The sequence below is a fragment of the Rhizobium sp. 007 genome (assembly GCF_015353075.1).
Classification (GTDB): domain Bacteria; phylum Pseudomonadota; class Alphaproteobacteria; order Rhizobiales; family Rhizobiaceae; genus Rhizobium.
Window position 1 is genome coordinate 405,416 of record NZ_CP064187.1, and the last position, 22,911, is coordinate 428,326.

The window sequence follows — 22,911 nt, forward strand, 5'->3', positions numbered from 1 at the left end:
GCTTTGAAATTTGCTCTCGGGAGGTTGGGAAGCGCCGTTGGGATTGTGATGGGAGGTTGATCACATGAAGAAAATTCTTTTGATGGGCGTTGCCGTAACGGCGCTGTTTGCCGGGGCAGCTTCTGCTGCCGATCTGAAGTTTCCTCCAGGTCAGGATACAAAGTTCAACTGGAAGAGCTATGACGAGTTCAAGGCCGCTCACGCCGATTTGAAAGGCGAGCCGCTGACAATCTTCGGGCCGTGGCGCGGTGAGGACGAGGCCTTCTTCCGCAGCATTCTCGCTTATTTCACTGAGGCGACGGGCGTCGATGCCACCTATTCATCCTCTGAAAACTACGAACAGCAGATCGTCATCGATACGCAAGCGGGCTCGCCTCCGAACGTCGCGATCCTGCCGCAGCCCGGCCTCCTGGCCGATCTCGCCAGCAAGGGCCTCCTGACGCCGCTGGGCGAGGAGAATTCCAAGTGGGTGAAGGACAATTACGGCGCGGGCGACAGCTGGGTCGGTTACGGCACCTACAAGGGCAAGGACGGCAAGGACGGTTACTATGCATTCCCTTACAAGGCCGACGTGAAGTCGCTTGTCTGGTATGTTCCGGAAAACTTCAAGGAAGCTGGATATAAGGTTCCGACCACGATGGAAGAGCTCCATGCCCTGACGGACCAGATCGTCAAGGACGGCGGCGTTCCGTGGTGCATCGGCCTCGGGTCTGGCGGCGCGACCGGCTGGCCTGCGACCGACTGGATCGAAGACATCATGCTGCGCATGAACAAGCCGGATGTCTATGACAAGTGGACCACGAACGAAGTGAAGTTCACCGACCCGGCCGTCGTTGCCGCGATCGATGAATTCGGCAAGTTCGCCAAGAACGAGAGCTATGTCGATGGGGGTGCTGCGGCCGTTGCTTCGACCGACTTCCGCGACAGCCCGAAGGGTCTCTTCGCCGTTCCGCCGAAGTGCTACCTGCACCATCAGGCTTCGTTCATCCCGTCCTTCTTCCCCGAAGGCACGAAGCTCGGTCAGGACGCCGACTTCTTCTATATGCCGACCTATGCGGCGCATGCCGACCTCGGCAAGCCGGTTCTCGGTGCCGGCACGCTCGTCTCGATCACCAAGGATTCGAAGGCCGCCCGCGCTTTCGTCGAATTCCTGAAGACGCCGATCGCGCACGAGGTCTGGATGGCGCAGTCGAGCTTCCTGACGCCGTACAAGGGTGTGAGCACCGCGGCCTATGCCAACGAGCAGATGAAGCGGGAAGGCGAGATCTTGACGACGGCCACGACCTTCCGCTTCGACGGTTCGGACCTGATGCCCGGCAAGATCGGCGCAGGCGCCTTCTGGACCGGCATGGTCGATTTCGTCGGCGGCAAGTCTGCGGAAGACACCGGCAAGGAAATCCAGGCCGCCTGGGACGCCATCAAGTAATCGCGTTAGCCGGTGCCGCGGGAGACCCGCGGCATTGCTGGCACGAATGACCGGACCCGTGGGGGGCCGGTCAACGCCGGATACTGTGATCAAACGCATAAAGAAATTGACGGTAACTGGTGTCGGCCCTTCAACATAGGCAAGGGTAGCACGGGGAGGGACGAATGCTGTCGCAGATAGTTTCCGCGTTGGGCGTTGTGGTGGTGGCGGTATTCGCCTGCTCGGCCTACTTCTATTTTTCCAACAAGATTCTGGATCTGGCGCTACCCGTGAAGGATGGCGACATTCGTTCGGCGGCACGCAATCTGAACCGCCGTGCGATGATCCGCCCGTGGCTCTTTCTCGGGCCGGCGCTGTTTTTGCTGATCGTCTATCTTGTCTACCCCGTCGTGGCGACCCTCATCCTCTCCTTCTACGATCGCTCCGGTGAGCAGTTCGTCGGCTTTGCAAATTACCAGTGGGCCTTCGGCGATCGTGAATTCCGTCAATCCATCTTTAATAATATTCTCTGGCTTGCCGTCGTTCCGGCGGCCTGCACGTTCTTCGGCCTGGTCATCGCAGTGATGACCGACCGCATCTGGTGGGGCAACATCGCCAAGAGCATCGTCTTCATGCCGATGGCGATCTCCTTCGTCGGCGCATCCGTCATTTGGAAGTTCATCTACGAGTTTCGCGGCGGCAACGACACCCAGATCGGGCTCTTGAACGCGATCGTGCAGCTTTTCGGCGGCACGCCGCAGGTGTGGATTTCGGTGCCCTTCTGGAACAACTTCTTCCTCATGGTGATCTTGATCTGGATTCAGACGGGCTTTGCCATGGTCATTCTCTCCGCGGCGCTGCGCGGTATTCCGGAAGAAACCATCGAGGCGGCTGTCATCGACGGCGCCAACGGCTGGCAAATCTTCTGGCGCATCATGGTGCCGCAGGTCTGGGGATCGATCGCCGTCGTGTGGACCACCATTACCATTCTCGTGCTGAAGGTCTTCGACATCGTTCTGACCATGACCAATGGTCAATGGAACTCGATGGTTCTTGCCAACCTGATGTTCAACTGGATGTTCCGCGGAGGCGGCGATTCCGGCCGAAGCGCCGTCATCGCCCTCATCATCATGCTGGCCGTGACGCCGATCATGGTCTGGAACGTCCGCCGCGCCAATCGCGAGCTGGGAGGCCACTGAGATGACGCTTGCCAGAGATTTCTTCAAGATTGGCCCCGCTCGCCTTTTCGTGCACTTCGTTGTTCTGGTTATCGTGATCCTGTGGCTGATTCCGACGCTCGGCATCTTCATCAGCGCGCTGCGAGACAAGGATCAGCTCGTCGTCTCCGGCTGGTGGACAGCCTTCGCCGGCTCCTCCCGAACCGTGGCATCCCGCCTTGGACAGCCCGACCAGCAGAAGCAAGAGGGCGCGACCTATGTGATCGCCGGCAATGTCCTGGAAGGCCAGGAAGGACGTTCGATCAAAGCCTTCGGCACGCGTGTCCAGCAGCCCGCTGCCAACAGCGCCGGTGAGACCGCTGACCTCGGCGACGGCGTCTCACTGCTCGTCAACAGCGACGGCAGCTACCGCTACACAAAGAATGCCCCCTTCGGCCCGGACGACGGCGGCCGGCGCGTCTACGTTTCGATCGCAACGCCGCCGGAATTCACGATGCAGAACTACCGGACGGTTTTGACGGGCGAGGGAATCGGCCAATCCTTCATCAATTCGCTGACGGTGACGATCCCGGCGACCATCATTCCGATCCTCATAGCTGCCTTTGCAGCATACGCCTTGAGCTGGATGGAGTTCCCGGGTCGCGCGCTGTTGATCGCGCTCGTCGTCGGCCTCATCGTCGTGCCGCTGCAGATGTCGCTGATCCCGCTGCTGCGCCTCTACAATATGGTCGGCGCGGCTTTCGATGCGCCGTCCAAGACCTATCTCGGCATCTGGCTGGCGCACACGGCCTTCGGCATGCCGCTGGCCATCTACCTGCTCCGCGCCTATATCGCAGGGCTGCCGAAGGAGATCATCGAATCCGCGCGCGTCGATGGCGCGAGCGATTTCGAAATCTTCGTCCGCATCGTTTTGCCTCTTTCTTTCCCCGCACTTGCATCCTTCGCGATCTTCCAGTTCCTCTGGGTGTGGAACGACCTGCTTGTTGCCATGGTCTTCCTCGGCACCGACAGGCAGCACCTCGTGCTGACCGGCGCGCTGAACGCGCTGCTCGGCTCGCGTGGCGGCAACTGGGAAATCCTAACGGCTTCTGCCTTCGTCACCATCATCATACCGCTGCTCGTCTTCTTCGGGCTGCAGCGCTATCTGGTGCGCGGCCTGCTCGCCGGTTCGGTCAAGGGGGGCTGATCATCCCAACACGACACATCCCGCAGGAACAGACATGAGCATAGCATCCCAAACCAATTTGACAGTCGACAAGGACTGGTGGCGCGGTGCGGTAATCTATCAGATCTACCCGCGCTCCTTTCAGGATTCAAACGGCGACGGCATCGGCGATCTGAAGGGCATCACCGCCCGCCTTCCGTATGTAGCAAGCCTCGGTGCCGACGCGATCTGGATTTCGCCCTTCTTCACCTCGCCGATGCGCGATTTCGGCTACGACGTTTCGGACTACGAGAACGTCGATTCGATCTTCGGCACGCTGGTGGATTTCGACACGATGATCGCCGAGGCCCATCGCCTCGGCATCAAGGTGATGATCGACCTCGTCATCTCGCACAGCTCGGACCAGCATCCCTGGTTTGCCGAAAGCCGTTCCAGCAAGACGAATGCAAAAGCGGATTGGTATGTCTGGGCGGATGCAAAGCCGGATGGCGCGCCGCCGAACAACTGGCTGTCGATTTTCGGCGGCTCGGCATGGGCGTGGGATCCGCGACGCATGCAGTATTACCTGCACAATTTCCTGACCTCGCAGCCGGACATGAACCTGCACAATCCGGAAGTACAGGACCGGTTGCTCAATGTTGTCCGCTTCTGGCTGACGCGCGGCGTCGACGGCTTCCGTCTCGACACGATCAATTTCTATTTTCACGACCAGCAGCTGCGCGACAATCCGGCGCTGCCTCCCGCCCGCCGCAACGCTTCGACCGCGCCGGCGGTGAACCCCTATAATTTCCAGGAACACATCTACGACAAGAACCGGCCGGAGAACCTGGAGTTCCTGAAGCGCTTCCGTGCGGTTCTGGAAGAGTTTCCGGCAATCGCGGCCGTCGGCGAAGTAGGTGACAGCCAGCGCGGCCTGGAGATCGTCGGCGAATACACCTCCGGAAACGACAAGATGCATATGTGCTATGCCTTCGAGTTTCTCGCCCCCGATCCGCTTTCGCCGGAGCGCGTCGAAGAAGTGATGGAAGATTTCGCCGCCGCAGCGCCCGATGGCTGGGCCTGCTGGGCATTCTCCAATCACGACGTCATGCGTCATGTCAGCCGCTGGGGTTCGCTGGTTGCCGATCATGACGCATTTGCCAAGCAATATGCCTCCCTGCTGATGACCCTGCGTGGCTCCGTCTGCCTTTATCAGGGTGAGGAGCTCGGCCTGACCGAAGCCGATCTTGCCTACCAGGACCTGCAGGATCCATACGGCATCCAGTTCTGGCCGGAATACAAGGGACGCGACGGCTGCCGCACGCCTATGGTCTGGGACTCGCAGGTTGCCCAGGGCGGCTTCTCGACCGTCACGCCGTGGCTGCCGGTGCCGGTCGAGCATATCCTGCGCGCCGTCAGCGTGCAGCAGGGAGACGAGAATTCCGTGCTCGAGCACTACCGCCGCTTCCTCGCCTTTCGCAAGCAGCATCCGGCGTTTGCCAAGGGCGAGATCGAATTCGAGCAGCCGCAAGGCGATGCGCTTGTCTTCACGCGCAGATATGGCAACGAGCAATTGCTCTGCATTTTCAACATGAGCCCGGTGGAAATCAACGTCAGCTTACCGATGGGAGAATGGCAGGCATTGACGGGACACGGTTTCACCAGCAACAACTACGGCGACAAGATCGATATTCCGGCTTGGGGGGCGTATTTCGCCCGTCTCGCGTAAGGATCAGGGGAGCATCAAATGACTGGACTTACTCTAAAGGAAATCCGTAAATCCTACGGCTCCGTGGATGTCCTCCACGGCATCGACCTGGAGATCAACCAGGGTGAGTTCATCGTCTTCGTGGGGCCGTCGGGTTGCGGCAAGTCAACGCTGCTGCGCATGATCGCCGGCCTTGAGAACATCACGGGCGGCGAGATGTATATCGATGGCCAACTCGTCAACGACGTCCCGCCGTCGAAGCGCGGCATCGCCATGGTGTTCCAGTCCTACGCGCTTTATCCGCACATGACAGTCTTCGACAACATGGCTTTCGGCATGAAGATCGCCGGCGAGAGCAAGCAGGAGATCGATCGTCGCGTGCGAGCCGCCGCCGAAAGCCTGCAGCTCACCAATTATCTCGAGCGCCTGCCGAAGGCGCTCTCCGGTGGCCAGCGCCAGCGCGTTGCGATCGGCCGCGCCATCTGCCGCGATCCGAAGGTCTTCCTCTTCGACGAGCCGCTGTCGAACCTCGATGCAGCATTGCGCGTCGCGACCCGTATCGAGATCGCCCGCCTCAATGAGCAGATGGCCGATACCACGATGATTTACGTCACCCACGACCAGGTCGAGGCGATGACGCTTGCCGACCGTATCGTCGTCCTGTCGGCCGGCCACATCGAGCAGGTCGGCGCACCGCTGGAGCTTTACGAGCGTCCGGCAAACCTCTTCGTCGCGAAGTTCATCGGCTCTCCGGCCATGAATATCATCCCCTCTACCATCACCGAAGCGGGTGCCACCACGACGATCACGCTGAAGGGCGGCAGGTCGGTCGCGCTCGACATTCCGACCGCGGCTTCCGAAAAAGGCAAGACGGCAAGTTTCGGCGTGCGCCCTGAAGACCTGCAGATCGCCAATGGCGACGACTACACCTTCGAAGGCGAGGTCTCGATCGTCGAAGCGCTCGGCGAAGTCACGCTGCTTTATATCGAAGGCCTGATGCCGGGCGAGCCGATCATCGTCAAGCTACCAGGCATCACCGACATCAAGAAAGGTCAGAAGATGAGGTTCGCTGCTGATCGCTCGAAACTGCATCTTTTCGATGCCGAAGGCCACACTTACAGAAGGTAGGAGACTATTTTGGGTGGTTCTTTGTGAGCGCCTGAAACGCAGCGATCATCACTTTCTGTTAAACATCCGCTGCTAGCTTCCCCCTTATAGTTTCAAGGGGAATCAGGGTCGTGGGTGCATCCAATCCATTGCCTCCAGGGCATTTTCTCAACAAGGAAGAATCCTTCATGTACGACCGCGAACAGCGGTTCAAAATGGAGGATACGATGAACGCTGCGCGGATCGAGTACACCGAAAAGGGGGTCATGCACATGGCGTCCCGGCGCTGCGATATCATACGAATTTCGATGAGCAGCGCGATCCTGGCGATCCTGACGCAGTTCACTTTGCCGAAGCAGTTTTATCTGGATATTCCCGACGCACGCATCACCAAGGTCGGCTGCATGCTGATGCGGGTGAACACCAACAACACCATCGAGGTCCGCTTCCTGCGCCTGCTGACGCAGAAGGAAATGAACAAGATTTTCGTCTACAGCACGCATCCGGCGCATCGCGACTACGTTCTAGACGTTCGCGCCTGATCGGACATTTCTGGAATTGAACAAGCCCGCGATCCGTTCGCGGGCTGTTTGCGTCAGTGGAAGAGGACGCTGGCGCCGTGGTCTGAGGCGCCGACGGAGCGGCGGAACGGAGCGAAGAGCTCGCGGCCCATGCCGAATTCATTGTCCGAAAGATCGGCCGTCACCGGCTCGCGGTCCGCCAGGGTGGCGGCATCGAGGAGGACTTCCAGCGTGCCGCGGATTGCATCGAGCCGGATGATGTCGCCGTCCTGTATGCGGGCGATCGGCCCGCCCTCGACAGCCTCCGGCGTCACATGGATCGCAGCCGGAACCTTGCCTGACGCGCCGGACATGCGTCCGTCCGTAAGAAGGGCGACGTGGAAGCCGCGGTCCTGCAGTACGCCGAGCGGCGGCGTCAGCTTGTGCAGCTCCGGCATGCCGTTTGCCTTCGGCCCCTGGAAGCGCACAACCGCCACGAAGTCGCGGTTGAGCTTGCCTTCCTTGAAGGCGTCCTGCAGCTCCTGCTGGCTATGGAAGACGATCGCCGGTGCCTCGATGATATGGCGGTCCGGCTTCACCGCGGAGATCTTGATGACCGCCTTGCCGAGATTGCCGCGCAGCATCTTCAGGCCGCCATTCGACTGGAACGGCGTTTCGATGCTGGCGAGCACCTTGCCATCGTGGCTCTTATCCGGTGCCGGTTCGCGAACCACCGTGCCGTTGTCGCCGAGGCGCACGTCGATCGTATAGGCTTCGAGACCCTGGCCGGCAACCGTGCGCACGTCATCGTGCAGCATGCCCTTCTTCAAAAGCTCCTTGATGAGGAAGCCCATGCCGCCTGCGGCGTGGAAATGGTTAACATCCGCCAGTCCGTTCGGATAGACGCGGGCAAGCAGCGGGATTTCCTCGGAGAGTTCGGCAATATCCTGCCAGGTGAGCTGGATGCCGGCAGCGCGCGCCATGGCGACGAGATGCAGCGTGTGGTTCGTGGAGCCGCCGGTTGCGTGCAGGCCGACGACGCCGTTGACGATGGAGCGCTCGTCGATCATTTCGCCGGCGGGCGTGAATTCGTTGCCGAGCGCAGTGATCGCCAGAGCGCGCTTTGCCGCCTCGCGCGTCAGCGCTTCGCGCAGCGGCGTGCCCGGGTTGATGAAGGAAGAGCCGGGCAGATGGAAGCCCATGATCTCCATCAGCATTTGGTTGGAGTTTGCCGTGCCGTAGAAGGTGCAGGTTCCCGGGCCGTGATAGGACTTGGACTCGGCCTCGAGCAGCTCGGCGCGGCCGACCTTGCCTTCCGCATAGAGTTGGCGGACACGAGACTTCTCGTCGTTGGGCAGCCCGCTGGTCATCGGCCCCGCCGGCACGAAGATCGAGGGCAGGTGGCCGAAGGAGAGGGCCGCGATCACGAGGCCCGGCACGATCTTGTCGCAGACGCCGAGGAAGAGCGCCGCATCGAACATGTTGTGCGACAGACCGATGCCGGCAGACATGGCAATCAGGTCGCGGGAAAAGAGCGACAGCTCCATGCCCGGCTGGCCCTGCGTGACGCCGTCGCACATGGCCGGAACGCCGCCGGCGACCTGGGCAATGCCCCCAGCTTCCGCCGCAGCTTCGCGGATGATCGCCGGATAGGTCTCGAACGGCTGATGGGCCGAGAGCATATCGTTGTAGGCGGTGATGATGCCGAGATTGGGCACGCGGTCGCCCGCCAGTGCATCCTTTTCGGAGGGGGAACAGATCGCAAAGCCGTGGGCGAGGTTGGCGCAGCCGAGTATCGAGCGGTTCACGCCGTTGGAAGTCGCGGCCTGCAGGCGTTCCAGATATCGCTCGCGCGTCGGTTTTGATCGTTCGACGATGCGGGATGTGATCGCGGAAATGCGTGCGTTAGCGGACATGGGAGGTATCCTGCCTTGGTTGCTCTCAAGTTTTACGTTCGGCGGCTCTGCCCGAAGGCTTGGTCTTACGGCGCCCAGTAGATTTCGACCGGGGAAGCCGCCCGGCGCAGAACGGCCCGGATCGGCATCTCGGCCTCTTCTCCGGCATCTTCCGCTTTCGACAGCGTATCTTTCTTACCCGCGCCTTCGATGTGAAGCACCAGGAGCCCGGCATCCTGAAGGCTGGAGAAGGTGAAGGTCAGGCGCGGCTCGCCGGCGCCTTCCGCTTCCATCGTGATGATGCCGCGCGGCGTCGCCGGATCGAGCGCGGCAGCAAGGTTGCTGCCGCCGGGAAAGAACGATGCCGTGTGGCCGTCGCCGCCCATGCCGAGGATCACCACATCGAACGGGTTGCCAATCGCTTTCGTCTCGGCAGTCGCAAGCTTTGCCGCATCTTCGGCAGAGCCTGATTTCTGATAGAGCGGCAAAAAGCGCGCCGCCTTCGCCTTGTTCTGCAGCAGATTGTTCGCGACCAGCAGATGGTTCGAACGCTCATTGTCCGCGGGAACGAAGCGCTCGTCAACAAGCGTGACGGTCACCTTGCTCCAGTCGAGGTCGCGGACGGAGAGCTCTTGGAAGAAGGCTTTCGGGGTCGAGCCGCCGGAAACGGCGATGCTGGCCGCTGCGCGGGCTGTGATCGCGGCAGAAAGCCGCTCCGTCACCTTGTCCGCAAGGCCGCTTGCAAGTTCCGCTGCATTGGTAAAAGCATGCAAGGTTGCTGCCATCGCTCGCGATCCTAGATGTTGTCGTGCCAGGTGCGGCCTTCACGCTCGATGAGCGCGATGGCCTGGCTTGGGCCCCAAGTGCCGGCGGTATAGCCTTGAACGAGCTGGCCGGTTGTTTCCCAACCCTTGAGCATCGGATCGACCCACTGCCAAGCGGCTTCAACTTCGTCGCGGCGCATGAAGAGCGTCTGATTGGAGCGGATGACGTCCATCAGCAGGCGCTCATAGGCGTCCGGATTGCGCACATTGAAGGCTGACGCAAAGCTCATGTCGAGCGAGACGTTGCGCAGGCGCATGCCGCCCGGGCCGGGATCCTTGATCATCAGCGACTGCTTGACGCCTTCGTCCGGCTGCAGGCGGATGATGAGCTGGTTCTGGTTGATGCGGCCGGCCGCCTGGTCGAAGATTGCGTGCGGGATTGGCTTGAAGGTAATGACGATTTCCGACATGCGGCCGGTAAGACGCTTGCCGGTGCGGATGAAGAACGGAACACCCGCCCAGCGCCAATTGTTGATCTCGGCCTTGATGGCAACGAAGGTTTCGGTGTTCGAAACGCCGCCTTCGAGCTCTTCGAGGTAGCCCTTGACCGGGCCGCTGCCGGAGGCGCCGGCGCGATACTGGCCGCGCACGGTGACCTGCTCGACGTTGGAAGCATCGATCGGCTTCAGGGCGCGCAGGACCTTCAGCTTTTCGTCGCGGACCGCCTCGGAATCCATCGATGACGGTACTTCCATGGCGGTCAGGCAGAGGAGCTGCAGAATGTGGTTCTGCACCATGTCGCGCAATGCGCCGGCGGTGTCGTAATAGCCGGCGCGGCCTTCGAGGCCGACGGCTTCGGCAACCGTGATCTGCACGTGATCGATGTAATTGGCGTTCCACAGCGGCTCGTAGAGGGCGTTCGCAAAGCGCAGCGCCATCAGGTTCTGCACCGTTTCTTTGCCGAGATAGTGGTCGATACGGAAGATCTGCTCTTCCTTGAAGACACGGCCGATCGTATCGTTCAGTGACAGCGCCGAGGAAAGGTCGCGGCCGATCGGCTTTTCGACGACGATGCGCGTCGACTTGGTGATCAGCTTGTGTTCGGCGATCTTCTGCGAGATGTCACCGAAGATGCCGGGTGCGACGGCGAGGTAGAAGGCGCGGACGCGGTCCTTGCCCTCGTCCAGCAGCTTCTTCAGCTGATCCCAGCCGCCGTCAGAACGCGCGTCGACGGAGACGTAAAAGAGGCGCTTGCAGAATTTCTCGACTTCCGCCTCGTCATACTCGCCCTTCTTCAGATGCTCCTTGAGGGCATCCTGCGCGAACTTGCGGTATTCGTCATCGGAAAGCGGGCTGCGCGAAGCGCCGATAATGCGCGTCGGCTCGGTGAACTGGCCCTCGATCTGGCGGTGATAAAGGGCGGGAAGGAGCTTGCGCTCGGCAAGATCGCCGCTGCCGCCGAAGACGACATAATCAAAGGGTTCGACGGGAATGATCTGGCTGCTCATGAGCTCTTCTCTCAATCAGGCTGGTTGCGGCCGTTTTAATCTAATCGATTTAAAAAAGCCAGTGTGCGATGCAATGAATCTGTCGGGTCTCGGTTTTAAAGCGAATTGCCCCGGGAGGAAATCCCGCAATCGCCCTTAAAACTTGTCGCGCAGCGCGAACCACGACAAGGCGAGGAAAAGCAGCGGCGCGCGCATTGCCGCACCACCGGGAAATGCCGGAATATCGAGCGCCTTGAAGAGCTCGAGATCGGCTGATGTTCCAAGCACCGTTTCTGCATAAAGTTTGCCGCAGTAATTTGACAGCATCACTCCATGGCCCGAATATCCGCCGATTGAGGTGACGCCCGGCATCACTTCGCGCACGAAGGGCTGGCGCGGCATCGTTATGCCGACGCTGCCGCCCCAGGCGTGCGTGATCTCGATGTCCCTGAGTGCCGGATAGATTTCGGCGATCTGGCGGCGGATATGTTCGCTGATGTCGCGCGGATTGTCGGCGGTATAGGCTTCCCGCCCGCCGAAAAGCAGTCGTCCATCCTTGGACTTGCGGAAATAACGCACGACGAAACGCGAGTCGGCGACGGCTTCCCCGCCGGGAAGCACGGCAGGATATTTGTCGAGCGGCACGGTTGCGCCGATGAAGGAGCGGATCGGCATGACATGGCTTGCCGTCACCGGCTCCAGATTGCCGATATAGCCGTTGCAGGCAATCAGCGCGCGGGACGCGGCAATTGTGCCCTTCGGCGTTTCGATCGTCACCTTGCCGCCGCCCTGGCCGATTGCGGTCGCCTTGGTCATCTCGAAAATCTGCGCCCCGGCATTGGCCGCAACGCGCGCCAGCCCAATCAGCAGCTTCAGCGGATGAATGTGGCCGGTGCCGGTGTCGCGCACGCCGCAGTAGTAGCGTTTGGAGCCGAGGCGTTCGTGCGTCTCTTCGCTGTCCATGAACCGCACATGCGGATAATCATAACGAAGGGCTGCGATCTCGGCATTTTCGTAGTAGAAGCGCTTGTAGCTTTCCTTGTGCGAGACGTTCATCTGCCCGGGCATGAATTCGATGTCGATCTGATGTTCGGTCGCAAAATCGAGCAGGTGTTCCTTGGAAGCCTCCGCAAGATCGAAGAGCGCTTTGGAACGCTCGTAGCCGATCTTCTCCTCGAGTTCCTCCGGCCACCAGCGCTGGCCGGTGCCGAGCTGCCCGCCGTTGCGGCCAGATGCCCCGTCGCCGAAACGGCAGGCATCGATCAGCACGACCGAGACGCCAGCTTTCGCCAGATTGTATGCCGCCTGCAAGCCGGTATAGCCGCCGCCCACGATGGCGACGTCGCATGTCTTCGATCCGTCAAGCTCCGGATAGGTCGGCCGCTCGCCCACCGTCGCCTGGTACCACGAAACGCCCGGCGCGATGGGGCTCTGCCAGTTTTCTTGCACCGTCATGCGGCGGCCTCCTCACACGTTGAGCAGCAGGAATTCGCGCTCCCAGGGGCTGATCACCTGCATGAAGGTTTCGAACTCTCCCCGCTTCACGCCTGCATAAAGGCCGATGAATTCCTTGCCGAACACCTCCTCGAATGCCGGTTCGTCTTCCAAGAGTGCCACGGCTTCGAGCAGGCCGCGCGGAAGGTCGATCGACCCTTCATTGGCTGCGTCCTCGGTCGGTGCCGTCGGCTCGATCTCCTTGATGATGCCGAGAAGGCCCGATGCCAGCGAAGCAGCCAGGGCCAGATAGGGGTTGGCATCGGAACTCGGCAGCCGGTTTTCGACGCGCCGTGCCTGCGGGTCAGAAACCGGCACGCGGAATGCGGTGGTGCGGTTGTCGTAACCCCAGGCGTTGTTGACTGGGCAGGACATGTCCGGCGCAAGGCGCCGGTAGGAGTTGACGTAGGGCGCCAGCATCACAAGTGCGCTCGGCACATATTTCTGCATGCCGCCGATGAAGTGGAAGAACTCCTTCGACGCCGATCCGTCGGAATTGGAAAAGACGTTCTTGCCGGACCCGATGTTGACGACCGACTGATGGATATGCATCGCCGAGCCCGGCTGACCCTGCATCGGCTTCGCCATGAACGTCGCATAGATATCGTGCTTCAGCGCAGCCTCGCGGATGGTGCGCTTGAACATGAAGACCTGGTCGGCAAGCTCGATCGGGTCGCCATGGCGCAGATTGATCTCGAGCTGCGCTGGACCCTCCTCATGGATCAGCGTGTCGATCTCGAGGCCCTGTTTCTCGGAGAAATGATAGATATCGTCGATCAGTTCGTCGAACTCGTTGATGCCGGCGATCGAGTAACCCTGGCCGCCGAGGATCGAGCGGCCCGAGCGTCCCTTCGGCGGGCGCAACGGATAATCCGGGTCGTCGTTGTTGGCGACGAGATAGAATTCGATCTCCGGCGCGACGACCGGTTTCCAACCGCGTTCGGCGTAAAGTCCCATGATGCGCTTGAGGAGGTTGCGCGGTGTATAGGGAACCTCCTCGCCTTCCGAATTGACGATATCGCAGATCACCTGCGCCGTCGGATCAGTCTCCCAAGGAACGACGGAAAGCGTCGAAAGATCGGGCATCAGCTTGAGGTCGCTGTCACGGGGCTCGTAGCGGAAGCTCTCGGTCTCCTCGGGATATTCGCCGGAAATCGTGTGGCGATAGATCGCCGAGGGCAGGGCCAGCGACGTATTGGACGTGAATTTCGATGTCGGCATCATCTTGCCGCGCGGAACGCCGGCGAGGTCCGGGGTGATGCACTCGATGTCCTCGATGCCGCGTGCGCGAAGCCACTGCGCCGCTTCCTTCCAGTTTGCCACACCGCGCGAAGATCCGGGATCTGGGGGAATTTTCGTAGAGGCAGGCACGTTTCTGGCAGGCTTCAGCGTCGTCTTCTTGGGTGACATGACACACATGTTCGCGGTTGATCGGAAGGTCATCATAACTGGAGTTTGGCAATTGGCGAGGGGCGGGAGCGTTGACTTTCGCCATTTGATAGAAAAAGAAGGCGCCATTCACAGAAGGGAAATGGGCTTGAGACTGAAGAGCGACGTGATCGTCATAGGCGCGGGCGCCGCCGGAATGATGTGCGCCATCCGCGCCGGGCAGCGCGGCCGCTCAGTGGTCGTGCTCGATCACGCGAAAGCGCCGGGGGAGAAAATCCGCATCTCGGGCGGCGGCCGTTGCAACTTCACCAATATCCATGCTGGCCCGAAGAACTTCCTGTCCGCCAATCCGCACTTCTGCAAATCCGCCCTTGCACGCTTTACGCCTGCCGATTTCATCGCCATGGTCGACCGGCACGGAATTGCCTGGCACGAAAAGTCGCTCGGCCAGCTCTTCTGCGACTACAGTGCCAAGGACATCATCCGGATGCTGCTCGACGAGATGCGGGCGGCAGGTGTGCAACTTCGGATGCAGACCGAAATGCTGGCCGTTGAAAAAGACAGCGACGGCTTTCGCGTCAGGACGTCCGAAGGCGAATACGAGTGCGCCTCGCTCGTCGTGGCGACCGGCGGCAAGTCGATACCGAAAATGGGTGCGACGGGTTTTGCTTACCGCATCGCCGAACTGTTCGGTCTCGCGCTCGTCGAAACGCGCCCGGGTCTCGTGCCGCTGACGCTCGATCCCGTCCTGCTGGAAAGCATTGCGCCGCTTTCGGGGATCTCGGCGCCGTCCGAAATCAGGCATGGAAAAACCGGCTTCCGCGAGGCCCTGCTCTTTACCCACCGCGGCCTCAGCGGCCCGGCAATCCTGCAGATATCCTCCTATTGGCGGGAAGGGGATGAGATCGCCATCGATATCGAGCCGGATGTCGACCTTCTGCTGCATCTGAAAAAAGCCAAGCAGGCGAACGGCCGCCAGTCGGCCCAGACGGCGCTCGGTGAAATCCTGCCGAAGCGGCTGGCGCAATATCTGACGGAACGCGAAGCCATTTCCGGCCACATGGCCGATCTCTCGGACAAGGGGCTTATCCGTCTCTGCGATGCAGTGCAGAACTGGAAGATCAAGCCGTCCGGCTCGGAAGGCTATCGCACCGCCGAAGTGACGCTTGGAGGCATAGATACCGCTGGGCTCGACTCCCGCACGATGCAGGCGAAAAGCGTACCCGGCCTCTATTTCATCGGCGAATGCGTCGATGTGACGGGATGGCTCGGCGGCTATAATTTCCAGTGGGCCTGGGCCTCGGGTTTTGCCGCAGGTGAATCCTTGTAGGCAGGAATCTGGAGCAGGAGATTCAAGACTCGTTAAGAAGGTTGCGCCATTGTGTCCCAATGGCCGTTAGGAAAGAGCTTCCTAAATTGCGCTTTACCGGCAAGCCGTTTTGATGGATTGTTGAGTCTTGAAAGAAGTGAGGATCTTCGCATGAACAGGAACGCTCGACGCGCCCGCGCCATCGCACTCGCTCAGGCAAAGCCTGATACGAAGCTTGCGGCCTCCCGCTTCCTCATGCTCGCGACCGGTGCAACGGCGGCACTTGTGACGCTCCTGATCGTTCAGGGCTTCTGACACATCCCTTTCGTCATACTTTTTGCGCTTTGTCCTTGCGCGGCAAACTGCTGGGCGGACACGCTGATGCGAGAAGACACGATTTTCAAATCGGTTCAGCTTATCTGAATATTAAGATATCTTCTGTCACATTCACCGCGAATGTTTGGGCATCGCCGCTTTTGTGCCGGAGATGATTTGGCAATGATTGCCGCCTGACCCTCGGGTTCCCCAGTGTCCCACAATCAGCTCGATGCACTCGGCCGGCGCCGATTTCAGCCGGTGGGAGGAGTGGTGTATGGAAGGCCGGTATCGCCATGTTTATTGACAAGATCCTTTCGCGCTTCAAGATCAAGACCAAGGTTCTGATCTTCGTCCTGCCTTTCGTGATCACCATTTCCGCCGTCGGCCTGACAGGCCTCTATGCCTCCGGCCTGCTGCAGGGCCGCATGGAGATTTCAAACAGCGTCCTCCAGTCCCTAAGTGGCTTCAAGGATCTGTATGGCTCGATGGGCGATTTCCTGCAGATCACCAACCAGGAAGCGCGCGACAAGCTCTACACCGACATCAAGACGCAGCGGGATACGCTGAAAGCCACCCTGAACCAGATCGGCGACAATGATGGCCGCGAGAACCTGCAAGCCGCGTCGGACGGCACGGCTTCGATTGCGGATACCGTCGGCAAGCTATGGTCTCTTCATGAACAGGAGCTGGCGCTTCGCAAGTCGATCGATGACGCACAGAAGACGCTGATCAGCAGCCGTTTCAATGTCAATTTCGACGCACAGCAGCTCCAAGAAAATATCCGCAACGACGAAGGCAATGCCACCGCGACGCTCCGCGCCGCCGATCGGCTGTTGAAGGGTGGCGATACGCTTGCCTCCGTCATGACTGCCTTCAACAAGGCGCAGGTGCCTGCCGACAAGCTGAAGGTCGTCACCGACGCGATCCCGCAGATCGCAAAGGCGCAGCGCCTCATCGAAATCTCCGTGCCGCAAAACCAGAAGAGCATGACGCAGTCGATTGCCCAGACGATCAACGACCTGAAGACGCAGGCGGCAGCTCCTGATGCAGCGACCGATGAAGCGATTGCCAACCTTGGCCGCCTTGTTTCCCGCTTCCGCCAGATGTCGACCTATACGCAGTTGACGGCTACGCAGATGATGCGGGAAGCGACGACGACGTTCGTCGAGCTCGACGGCCGCATCGCTCAGACGAACTCCGTTCTCGAAGACACTCGCCGTCTTGAGACCTCGATCTATTCGCTACAGCTGGTGCTCGGCGAATTCACCGCCAAGCCGAACCCGGACAACCGCGTTCGCCTGCATCAGGAAATCACGACGCTTGGCACCAACCTGAATACGCTGCTTGCGAGCGCCAAGGGCATGGACTTCGCGGAAGACATCGTTGCCGCCATGTCGCCCGCACTGGCTTCCATGGACAGCGACGGCGAAAAGCTGGTCGCGACAATCGGCCAGCGTACCACTGACTATGCAGCCGCCCGTCAGCAGCTCGATAGCGTCTGGGGCCAACTGACCACCTTCGCCGAGCTGCAGAAGCAGTCGGCAGGAACCGAGCGCACGCAGGCAAACAGCATCTCCGTTCTGACGACCGGCCTCGGCATCCTCGTCTCGATCGTCGGCGGCTTCGCCCTGGTGCTGACGCTGCAGCGTCCGATCGGCCAGATCACTGCCGCCATGCGCCGCATTGCCGACGGTGCGCTGGATACCAGCATTTCCGGTGAGAAACGGTCCGACGAGATCGGCGACATGGCCCGCGCCCTCGGCATCTTCAAGGAAAATGCGATCTCGAAGATCCGCATCGAGGAAGAAAGCGAAGAAGAGCGCGCAGCCGCCGAACAGGAGCGCCAGCGCAACGACGCCGAAAAGCGCGAGATGGATCGCCAGATCGAGTTCGCCGTCAACGAGCTTGCCGCCGGCCTCGAACGTATGGCGCAGGGCGACATTTCGACCACGATCGAAACGCCGTTCATCGGCCGCCTCGAGCAGCTGCGCCAGGATTTCAACGGCTCGATGCTACGCCTCCAGGCAACGATGAGCCAGATCCGCGACAATGTCGAAATGATCCAGGGCAACGGCAATCAGATGGCTCAGTCCGCCGAAGATCTCGCAAAGCGCACGGAGCATCAGGCCGCTTCTCTCGAGGAAACGGCGGCTGCTGTCGATGAGATCACCGTCACCGTCCGTTCCTCGGCGGCGCGTGCCAAGGATGCCGATCAGGTCGTTCGCGAGGCCAAGCGCAGCGCCGACGATTCGGCAACCGTCGTCAGCAACGCCATCGACGCGATGACCCGCATCGAGGACGCATCGCGCCAGATCGAACAGATCATCGGCGTCATCGACGAGATCGCCTTCCAGACCAACCTCTTGGCGCTGAACGCCGGTATCGAAGCCGCACGGGCGGGCGATGCAGGCAAGGGGTTTGCAGTCGTTGCCATGGAAGTTCGCGAACTGGCGCAGCGTTCCGCCGCTGCCGCGCAGGAAATCAAGGGCCTGATCAACAAGTCGACGACGGAGGTCAGCTCAGGCTCGCAGTTCGTGCAGGAGACTGGTACCGTGCTTGCAAGGATCAGCGCGCAGATCGTGACGATCAGCCAGCATGTCGAGATGATCGCCCGTGCAAGCCATGACCAGTCGAGTGCGCTGCAGGAAGTCAACGCGACCGTCAATCAGATGGACCAGATGACCCAGCAAAATGCCGCGATGGTGGAAGAGACGACAGCCGCGAGCCGCGAACTTGCCGGTCAGGCGGATGCGCTTCTCGGTCTCGTCCAGCAGTTCAAGATCGACGGCGAAGGCTCCGACGCAGCGTTCTATCGCGCGGCATAGACTTTGCGCCATCTTGCCATTCTCAAAGCGGCTTCGGTCTCCGGAGCCGCTTTTCCTATGGTTGCAACCTGGCCATCCCGGTGCGGCTAACCCGGAAGGCATGAAAGCAGCTGTCAACGGGCCAGTGGCAACTTCTTAGAAGGCAAGCCGGCTGCGAGAAAAATCCTTAACGCTTTTGTCTTATTCTTACTTTGGTTGTACTCACCGGAGGTCTTCATGCCGCGATTCTTTTCGACGTCCATCGTGCGTCAGGTGGTTGCGATCACGCTTGCTCTGCTCGCCATCAGCACCGCGGCGATCGTCGCTGTCACATACCACAATCTCGGCCGATACGTGATGGAAAGCGCCGTTTCGGACGCAAAGGGCGCAAGCCGCACGATGGCGGTACTCTATGGTGCGGCGGACGCGAACGCGGCTGTCGGCGTGACGGGGGATGAGCTTCTCTCCGTGACGGAAGATGGCATTCCCGAATTCAAGGACCATGCCCTCGTCGATCGCACGGCCCAGTCGATCGCCGGTGTCGCGACGGTCTTTCAGAAGCAGGGCAATGACTATGTCCGCGTTTCGACCAACGTGAAGAAGGAAGATGGCAGCCGCGCTGTCGGCACCAAGCTTGCAGCCGATCATCCCGCGCAACCGGTTCTCGCGAACGGCAAGGCCTACTACGGTCCGGCGCAGCTCTTCGGCCGGAATTTCATGACCGGCTACTTCCCGGTCAAGAGTGCCGCCGGCGCCAATGTCGGCATCCTCTTCATCGGCATTCCGATGGAAGTCTATTTCGCCCGCATCAATCACCTGCAGACTATGGTTCTCGGCGTCGGCGCTGCCGTCATGCTGCTTGTCGGCGTGCTTGCCTTTTTTGCGATCCGCGCCTGCGTGAAGCCGTTGTTTGCGCTGACGCAGACCGTTCATTCGATCTCCGCCGGCAATCTTGACGGCACAATCCCCTGCCTCGAGACGAAGAACGAATTCGGGGAGATTGGACGTGCTTTGGCCGCCTTCCGCGACAGCGCACGCGCCCAGCAGGATCTCGAGGCGCAGGCTGCGGAACAGCGGGCGTTGAGCGAAGCCGAGCGTGCCCGCAACGACGCCGATAAGCGTTCGCTCGATGGTCAGATCGACTTTGCCGTGAACCAGCTTGCGGCCGGCCTCGGACGCCTCGCTAAGGGCGATGTCTCACAGACGATCGAGACGCCGTTTGTCGGCCGGCTGGAGCAGTTGCGCGTCGATTTCAACGCATCGCTTGTCCGCCTGCAGGATACCCTCGTGCAGATTCGCGAGAACGCCAATGCCATCCAGCGCAATAGCGGCGCGATGCTGACATCAGCCGGCGAGCTTTCCAAGCGAACCGAAGCGCAGGCCGCCAGCTTGGAGGAAACAGCAGCTGCCGTCGAAGAAATTACTGTGACCGTGCGCTCGTCTGCAGGGCGCGCTCGCGAAGCAAACAACGCGGTCACCGCCACGAAGAAGACCGCCGACAGCTCCGGGGTCGTCGTCAGCGAGGCCGTGGCCGCCATGGGGCGAATCGAGCAGGCTTCGCAGCAGATCGAACAGATCATCGAAGTCATCGACGACATCGCTTTCCAGACGAACCTTCTCGCCCTCAATGCCGGTATCGAAGCGGCGCGCGCCGGCGAGGCGGGCAAGGGCTTCGCGGTTGTCGCGCAGGAAGTCCGCGAATTGGCACAGCGCTCGGCCGATGCCGCCCGCGAGATCAAGAGTCTGATCGAGAAGTCCAGCCAAGAAGTGACGGCAGGCTCTGCGCTGGTGCAGAAAACCGGCAGCGTGCTCGCCTCGATCAGCGAGGAGATTATTGCGATCAGCAAGCATGTCGAAACCATTGCCACGGCGAGCCAGGATCAGTCGGCGGCGCTGCAGGAGGTCAACGGTTCGGTCAATGCCATGGACCAGATGACCCAGAAGAACGCTTCGATGGTCGAGGAAACCACACAAGCAAGCCGCCAGCTCGCCGACGAGGCCGACACGCTGATGAGCCTGCTGCAGCAGTTCCGCATCGAAGCGTCGGCGCAGTCTCATGGCCGGGCAAGGCAGGCAGCCTGATCGGGCTTGCAGCTTGAAGGTATGGAGGAGGATCGCGCCGGAAAGGCGCGGTCCTTCTGCCTTTTGAGGCTGATGCTTGTAAGCCACGCGGTGAAGCTTATAAAAGGCGAGCTTCCAAAATCCCTGTAGAAGTCATCCTCAGTCCTCTTACGCTTTTGGATTGGCTGGCAGTTCTGCGAAAGGCCGAGGAAATTGGCAATCATGATCTGCTCGATCATTGGTGATGTCCTCCGTTAAAGACATCCCTTCAAATACACATCAAAAATCGCTTCATAAACATCGAAGATCCGGCTATGTTTTTCATCAATGAAAAATACCCCATGGGACTCCTATCAGCTTTTCCTGCAGGTCGCGCGCCGCGGCGGGCTGACCGGTGCGAGTGTCGCGAGCGGCTTGAGCCCGGCCACGGTCGGCCGGCGTATGCTTGAATTGGAGCAGGAAACGGGACGGACGCTCTTTGCCCGCAGCCAGACCGGCTACCGCTTGACGGCCGACGGTCAGACGCTCCTCGACCATCTCCAGGAGATGGAAGCGGCGGCCCGGAAAGTCGATGCCTGGCGCCAGGCCGGCGAGGGCGGCGCAACGGTAAAGATCGCAGCCGGGACCTGGGTGGCCTGGCTGCTGACAGAAAACTTCTCCGCAATCCGCATGCCTGCCGACGCTTTCAACATTGTGCTGACGATCGGAGAGGCGCGGGCCAATCTCGCCTACCGCGAGAGCGATATCGGCATCCGCGCTTTCGAGCCGGACGAAGCCAATCTCGCCGCTCGGCTTTTGGGCGAAGTCGCTTATGCCGTCTATGTCCGGCGCAATGCCGGCGAGTTGGAAAACCGATGGATTGCGGTCGCTGAGGATGAGGCCATTTCTGCCTATCTCCGCTGGCCGTACCGCCAGACGCCGGAGCCGATCGTGGCGACGGTCAACCGGCCCCGGTCACTGCCGGACCTCGTCCGTGCCGGTGCGGGAAAGGCGGTGCTCCCCTGCTTCGTGGGTGATCTCGATCCGGAACTGCAACGGCTCGGCGGCGAGCTCGCGGAGCTGCGCCACCGGCAATGGATCGTGTTGAACAACGAGGATCGCCATCGGCTGGAAATCCGCACGGTCGCAGATCGTATGACGAAGCTGCTGAAAAGCTATGCCGATCTTTTTGCCGGCAAGCGCGCCAGCCGCAGCTGAATTCTACGGCATCAGACGTCGCACAAGCGCGACCTGGCTGTTCACGCCGAGCTTGGAATAGATGTTCTTCAGATGCGTCCGGGCCGTCTCGTAGCTGATGCCATGCAGCTTGGCCGTCTCGCGCGGCGAGAGACCCGCGGCGATGGAGGAGGCGATCCGCAATTCGGCAGCAGTCAGTTGCCGCTTTGCAGGCAAACGATCGTTCAATTCGGGGCACGCAACGGGTATTCGCTCGATGACGACTGCTGCGGTCGGCCCCTGCAGGAACTCGGTCATGAAATCGGAGGTGAGGCGCACGAGCGTGCATTTGAACGAGGCGCAGGCAGAACTGAACCTCGCGGTGAACGGCCCTGCCGCGGCGGGGGGGCGGTAGCGTGAAAAAGAGGCGAGATGCTCGAGGAAATCCCGATCGCTGGAGCTCAGACGTCCTGTTGGCGTGACGCTGATCCCGACATCTGTGGCGAGCATCTGTTCCGCGGCAAGATTCATCGATCGGATCTGGCGGCCTTCGCTGACATAGATGAGCCCGACGCCGATCGCGTCGAACAGCGAACGGCCCATCTCATTGCCTGCTTTGTCCCGGCGCATGAAATCGAAGGCCCGCTGCAAATGCGGCGCAAGCCGCGTCAGGAGATCGGCATTGATCCGGTTGAACCCGGTGTCGGTGCTCGATGTCAGCGTCGATAGATTGAAGGACCGGTTGTTCTCGCGAAGGATCGTCACGCCAACGCTGCTGCGGCAGCCGATACTGCGCAGAAAGTCATTGTAGAATTCCGTTTTGACGAGTTCGACATGCGGCAGCATCTGGTCGGCGATGACGCCGAGGCCGACCGGCCGGACGGCTGCCTTCGGCATCCACGGGTTTATGGTGCAATAATACCGGTTGTAGCCTTCCAGGCCGGTATCGTCCAAGCCTGAGCAGAGCGAAAAGGCACCGGCGCCCGCCACGCTGTCATGGTAGAAGAGCGTCGTCTTCGCATCGGGCATTCTCGTGCTGAGGGTGTCGAGAAAGTCCTGCCAGTCCGTTTCGCCAAACAATGCGCCATAGACGAGGTCAGTAAGAGATTCAAGATTGGCGTGCGTCGTGGCGGGCATCCGGCGTCTCGTATGAGCGGATGCTTATTATGCCCGCCTTTCGTGACAGTGACAAT

At 60.6% G+C, this 22,911-nt stretch carries 17 protein-coding genes; 11 read left to right on the top strand and 6 right to left on the bottom strand.

Going from position 1 to position 22,911, the window contains the following annotated elements; translation table 11 throughout:
• The first annotated feature begins 64 nt into the window (after window positions 1-64).
• The 6 genes from ISN39_RS01945 (at window position 65) to ISN39_RS01970 (ending at window position 7,084) form a co-directional block, all read left to right on the top strand.
• Window positions 65-1,426, top strand: coding sequence for an ABC transporter substrate-binding protein (locus ISN39_RS01945; protein ID WP_194728993.1), 1,362 nt, complete (start codon window positions 65-67; stop codon window positions 1,424-1,426).
• Window positions 1,427-1,590: 164 nt separating this feature from the next.
• Complete coding sequence (locus tag ISN39_RS01950; RefSeq protein ID WP_022717197.1) at window positions 1,591-2,604, top strand: sugar ABC transporter permease; 1,014 nt, start codon at window positions 1,591-1,593, stop codon at window positions 2,602-2,604.
• A gap of 1 nt (window position 2,605) precedes the next feature.
• Window positions 2,606-3,769 carry a carbohydrate ABC transporter permease gene (locus tag ISN39_RS01955; RefSeq protein ID WP_194728994.1) on the top strand — a complete coding sequence of 388 codons (1,164 nt, stop codon included), beginning with the start codon at window positions 2,606-2,608 and terminating at the stop codon, window positions 3,767-3,769.
• Between the two features lie 34 nt (window positions 3,770-3,803).
• Window positions 3,804-5,456, top strand: coding sequence for an alpha-glucosidase (locus ISN39_RS01960; RefSeq protein ID WP_194728995.1), 1,653 nt, complete (start codon window positions 3,804-3,806; stop codon window positions 5,454-5,456).
• Window positions 5,457-5,474: 18 nt separating this feature from the next.
• Window positions 5,475-6,563, top strand: a complete 1,089-nt coding sequence (ugpC, locus tag ISN39_RS01965; protein ID WP_194728996.1) for a sn-glycerol-3-phosphate ABC transporter ATP-binding protein UgpC — start codon at window positions 5,475-5,477, stop codon at window positions 6,561-6,563.
• Between the two features lie 167 nt (window positions 6,564-6,730).
• Window positions 6,731-7,084: a hypothetical protein gene (locus ISN39_RS01970; RefSeq protein ID WP_074066708.1), complete on the top strand. Its 354-nt coding sequence runs from the start codon at window positions 6,731-6,733 to the stop codon at window positions 7,082-7,084.
• Window positions 7,085-7,137: 53 nt separating this feature from the next.
• Here the strand turns inward: ISN39_RS01970 and edd are convergent, their stop codons facing one another.
• From edd to ISN39_RS01995, 5 genes are all read right to left on the bottom strand, one after another.
• Window positions 7,138-8,958, bottom strand: coding sequence for a phosphogluconate dehydratase (edd, locus tag ISN39_RS01975; RefSeq protein ID WP_194728997.1), 1,821 nt, complete (start codon window positions 8,956-8,958; stop codon window positions 7,138-7,140).
• A 65-nt stretch (window positions 8,959-9,023) separates the two neighbouring features.
• Entirely contained in the window at window positions 9,024-9,722 is a 699-nt protein-coding gene (gene pgl, locus ISN39_RS01980) for a 6-phosphogluconolactonase (protein ID WP_074066710.1), read from the bottom strand.
• Between the two features lie 11 nt (window positions 9,723-9,733).
• Window positions 9,734-11,209, bottom strand: coding sequence for a glucose-6-phosphate dehydrogenase (gene zwf / locus ISN39_RS01985; RefSeq protein WP_022717204.1), 1,476 nt, complete (start codon window positions 11,207-11,209; stop codon window positions 9,734-9,736).
• Between the two features lie 135 nt (window positions 11,210-11,344).
• Complete coding sequence (locus tag ISN39_RS01990) at window positions 11,345-12,643, bottom strand: FAD-binding oxidoreductase (protein ID WP_194728998.1); 1,299 nt, start codon at window positions 12,641-12,643, stop codon at window positions 11,345-11,347.
• A gap of 12 nt (window positions 12,644-12,655) precedes the next feature.
• Complete coding sequence (locus ISN39_RS01995) at window positions 12,656-14,092, bottom strand: glutamine synthetase family protein (protein WP_074066713.1); 1,437 nt, start codon at window positions 14,090-14,092, stop codon at window positions 12,656-12,658.
• Between the two features lie 121 nt (window positions 14,093-14,213).
• Here ISN39_RS01995 and ISN39_RS02000 point away from each other — a divergent pair, with 121 nt between their 5' ends.
• The 5 genes from ISN39_RS02000 to ISN39_RS02020 all read left to right on the top strand — a co-directional run bounded on the left by ISN39_RS02000 (window position 14,214) and on the right by ISN39_RS02020 (window position 21,760).
• Window positions 14,214-15,401 carry an NAD(P)/FAD-dependent oxidoreductase gene (locus tag ISN39_RS02000; RefSeq protein ID WP_194728999.1) on the top strand — a complete coding sequence of 396 codons (1,188 nt, stop codon included), beginning with the start codon at window positions 14,214-14,216 and terminating at the stop codon, window positions 15,399-15,401.
• Between the two features lie 150 nt (window positions 15,402-15,551).
• A complete protein-coding gene (locus ISN39_RS02005; protein ID WP_194729000.1) occupies window positions 15,552-15,695 on the top strand; it encodes a hypothetical protein in 144 nt (47 codons plus the stop codon).
• Window positions 15,696-15,991: 296 nt separating this feature from the next.
• Window positions 15,992-18,523 carry a HAMP domain-containing methyl-accepting chemotaxis protein gene (locus ISN39_RS02010; protein ID WP_194729001.1) on the top strand — a complete coding sequence of 844 codons (2,532 nt, stop codon included), beginning with the start codon at window positions 15,992-15,994 and terminating at the stop codon, window positions 18,521-18,523.
• Window positions 18,524-18,739: 216 nt separating this feature from the next.
• Entirely contained in the window at window positions 18,740-20,584 is a 1,845-nt protein-coding gene (locus ISN39_RS02015) for a methyl-accepting chemotaxis protein (protein ID WP_194729002.1), read from the top strand.
• A 306-nt stretch (window positions 20,585-20,890) separates the two neighbouring features.
• Window positions 20,891-21,760: a LysR family transcriptional regulator gene (locus tag ISN39_RS02020; protein ID WP_194729003.1), complete on the top strand. Its 870-nt coding sequence runs from the start codon at window positions 20,891-20,893 to the stop codon at window positions 21,758-21,760.
• 3 nt (window positions 21,761-21,763) lie between these two features.
• Here ISN39_RS02020 and ISN39_RS02025 read toward each other — a convergent pair whose 3' ends face one another.
• On the bottom strand, window positions 21,764-22,855 hold the full coding sequence (locus ISN39_RS02025) for a helix-turn-helix transcriptional regulator (RefSeq protein WP_194729004.1): 1,092 nt from the start codon (window positions 22,853-22,855) through the stop codon (window positions 21,764-21,766).
• Window positions 22,856-22,911: the final 56 nt, after the last annotated feature.

Bases quoted from the DNA above. Each gene is read 5' to 3' on its own strand.
- ISN39_RS02015 (WP_194729002.1), top strand. From the start codon at position 18,740: ATGCCGCGATTCTTTTCGACGTCCATCGTGCGTCAGGTGGTTGCGATC.
- ISN39_RS02010 (WP_194729001.1), top strand. From the start codon at position 15,992: ATGTTTATTGACAAGATCCTTTCGCGCTTCAAGATCAAGACCAAGGTT.
- ISN39_RS01950 (WP_022717197.1), top strand. From the start codon at position 1,591: ATGCTGTCGCAGATAGTTTCCGCGTTGGGCGTTGTGGTGGTGGCGGTA.
- pgl (WP_074066710.1), bottom strand. From the start codon at position 9,722: ATGGCAGCAACCTTGCATGCTTTTACCAATGCAGCGGAACTTGCAAGC.
- ISN39_RS01995 (WP_074066713.1), bottom strand. From the start codon at position 14,092: ATGTCACCCAAGAAGACGACGCTGAAGCCTGCCAGAAACGTGCCTGCC.
- ISN39_RS01990 (WP_194728998.1), bottom strand. From the start codon at position 12,643: ATGACGGTGCAAGAAAACTGGCAGAGCCCCATCGCGCCGGGCGTTTCG.
- ISN39_RS02005 (WP_194729000.1), top strand. From the start codon at position 15,552: ATGAACAGGAACGCTCGACGCGCCCGCGCCATCGCACTCGCTCAGGCA.
- edd (WP_194728997.1), bottom strand. From the start codon at position 8,958: ATGTCCGCTAACGCACGCATTTCCGCGATCACATCCCGCATCGTCGAA.
- ISN39_RS01945 (WP_194728993.1), top strand. From the start codon at position 65: ATGAAGAAAATTCTTTTGATGGGCGTTGCCGTAACGGCGCTGTTTGCC.
- ISN39_RS01970 (WP_074066708.1), top strand. From the start codon at position 6,731: ATGTACGACCGCGAACAGCGGTTCAAAATGGAGGATACGATGAACGCT.
- ugpC (WP_194728996.1), top strand. From the start codon at position 5,475: ATGACTGGACTTACTCTAAAGGAAATCCGTAAATCCTACGGCTCCGTG.
- zwf (WP_022717204.1), bottom strand. From the start codon at position 11,209: ATGAGCAGCCAGATCATTCCCGTCGAACCCTTTGATTATGTCGTCTTC.
- ISN39_RS01960 (WP_194728995.1), top strand. From the start codon at position 3,804: ATGAGCATAGCATCCCAAACCAATTTGACAGTCGACAAGGACTGGTGG.
- ISN39_RS01955 (WP_194728994.1), top strand. From the start codon at position 2,606: ATGACGCTTGCCAGAGATTTCTTCAAGATTGGCCCCGCTCGCCTTTTC.
- ISN39_RS02025 (WP_194729004.1), bottom strand. From the start codon at position 22,855: ATGCCCGCCACGACGCACGCCAATCTTGAATCTCTTACTGACCTCGTC.
- ISN39_RS02000 (WP_194728999.1), top strand. From the start codon at position 14,214: ATGGGCTTGAGACTGAAGAGCGACGTGATCGTCATAGGCGCGGGCGCC.
- ISN39_RS02020 (WP_194729003.1), top strand. From the start codon at position 20,891: ATGAAAAATACCCCATGGGACTCCTATCAGCTTTTCCTGCAGGTCGCG.